2 protein-coding genes are annotated in these 2,357 nt (G+C 67.7%); one reads left to right on the top strand and one right to left on the bottom strand.

Features of this window, described 5'->3' with window-relative positions:
- Nucleotides 1-537 precede the first annotated feature (537 nt).
- Entirely contained in the window at nucleotides 538-1,647 is a 1,110-nt protein-coding gene (locus AC2VLV_RS16960) for an alkene reductase (RefSeq protein WP_486991081.1), read from the top strand.
- Between the two features lie 124 nt (nucleotides 1,648-1,771).
- On the opposite strand, the gene AC2VLV_RS16955 is transcribed toward AC2VLV_RS16960, so the two are convergent.
- Nucleotides 1,772-2,357: aldo/keto reductase (locus AC2VLV_RS16955; RefSeq protein ID WP_486991080.1), on the bottom strand; the 586-nt coding region annotated here is incomplete at its 5' end.

Genomic DNA, 2,357 nt, shown 5'->3' with positions numbered 1-2,357 from the left:
GTGGCGCAGGAACAGGCGCCGGAATTCGATATTGGCCTTCATCATGGCTTCGATGTCTTCACGCGGATGATTTTCGAACATCGTGCGACCTCCATACGGTTGATGAATCAAGCGGACGCACGGCACCGCCCGCCCGTCACGGCGGTGTCGCAGGGGTTTACCGGGTTGACGCGGCCTGCACACCACCCCGCCGGCTGTGCGGCAGGGCATCGGTGGCAGGCGGCGCAATGCATATCGGCGGGCTTCACGACTCCCGCGGGGAAGATACCCCGCGGACCTTGGACGCTACTCCCGGGCGCCGGCACTGACAAGTACCGGAAGCCCGCCGTCCATGCGCGTTACGTCGCACGTCACGCAGCCGGCGTGCCGGCGCATGTGCCGGCATGTCACCTGATCTCACGCGGGGCATGGCCGCGCGGATCGCCGGCAGGGTGACCCGCACGCGCAAGCTCCGGCTTCGTCCTGTTGCGACTTGAATCAGCTGGCGAGTACCCACACAACATTCGATTAACTGATTCCCGATACCGGAGCTTGCTGATGAATGCCCAATCTGCCGCCAGGTCCCTGCTGACTTCCGGGGCCGCGCTGTTCGAACCGTTGCGCGTCGGCGCGATCGATGTGCGCAACCGCATCGTCATGGCACCGCTGACGCGCAACCGTGCCGTGGCCGGCAACGTGCCCTCGCCGTTGGCGATCGCCTATTACACGCAGCGCGCCAGCGCCGGCTTGCTGATCGCCGAGGCCACGCAGATCTGTCCAGAGGGTCAGGGCTACATTGCCACGCCCGGGATCCACTCCGCCGCGCAGGTCGCCGGCTGGAAAGCCGTCACCGACGCGGTGCATGCCGCGGGTGGCCGCATCGTCCTGCAACTCTGGCACGTCGGCCGCATCTCGCACACCAGTCTGCAGCCGGGCGGCGCGGCGCCGGTAGCGCCTTCGGCCATCACCGCTCGCGCCAAGACGTTCACCGCGCAAGGCCTGGTGGATGTCTCGGCGCCACGCGCGCTGCTGCTGGACGAAATTTCCGCGCTGGTGCAAGCCTATGCCACAGCCGCGCGCCATGCCGTGGCCGCTGGCTTCGACGGCGTCGAGGTGCATGCGGCGAATGGTTATCTGCTCGACCAGTTCCTGCGCGACGGCAGCAATCGACGCAGCGATGCCTACGGCGGTCCAATCGAACACCGCGCGCGTTTGCTGATCGAGGTCACCGCGGCGGTGACCGCGGCCATCGGCGCCGGTCGCGTCGGCGTGCGCCTGTCGCCGGCAGCAGGCTTTAACGATGTTCACGACAGCGCTCCGCAGCCGTTGTTCGAGCACGTGGTGGAGCGGCTTGATGCGCTGCGCATCGCCTATGTGCATGTAATCGAGGGAGAAACCGGCGGCACGCGCGCGGTCGATTTCGATTTTGCCGCACTGCGCCGACGCTTTCGCGGCGCATGGATGGTCAACAACGGCTACGACCGCGCCAGTGCGGCAGCGGCGATCAGCGCCGGCGCGGCCGACCTGGTGGCCTTCGGACGCCTGTTCATCGCTAACCCCGATCTGGTGCGGCGCTTGCGCGAAAACGCGCCGCTGAACGCGCTGGATGCCAGCACCTTGTACGGCGGCGATGCCCACGGCTACACCGATTACCCCACGCTGGATTGAAGCACCAGGCTGCACGACGCCTGCCGCGAACGGGTCGCCGCGGAACAGTTCACAAACTGGTCCGCGCCTACCGATGTCACAAGCATCATGACCCGATGATGCGCCCGGCAATCCTCGCCATGACTCAATTGCGCAGGCTGCGCATCATCGCCTCGGGATAGCGCGGGCCGCTGGCGGCGTCTTGCGGAAACAGCGCGTCGATGCGCGCCAGCTCGGCGGCATCGAGCCGCACATCCAGCGCACCGAGGTTTTCCTGCAGCCGCGCCAGTTTGCGCGTGCCGGGAATGGGCACGATGTGCGGATCGCGCGCCAGCACCCAGGCCAGCGCCAGTTGCGCGGGCGTGCAGCCCTTCGCCGCCGCCAGCGCGCGGACCTGCTCGACCAGTTGGAGATTCTTCTGGAAATGCTCGCCCTGGAAACGCGGGCTGTGGCGGCGGTAGTCGTCGGGCTCGAAATCTTCCACGCGCCGGATGGCGCCGGTGAGAAAGCCGCGCCCCAGCGGACTGTAGGCCACGAAGCCGACACCGAGTCGCGCGCAAGCGGCCAGCACGCCATCCTCCGGATCGCGCGTCCACAGCGAGTATTCGCTTTGCAGCGCGGTGATCGGATGCACCGCGCAGGCGCGCGCCAGCGTCTCCGGCCCGGCCTCGGACAGGCCCAGGTAGCGCACCTTGCCGGCGCGCACCAGATCGGCCATGGCGCCGACGGTG

Source organism: Thiomonas sp. TH-17, from assembly GCF_057473305.1.
This window is presented reverse-complemented; position numbering and strand designations above follow the sequence as displayed.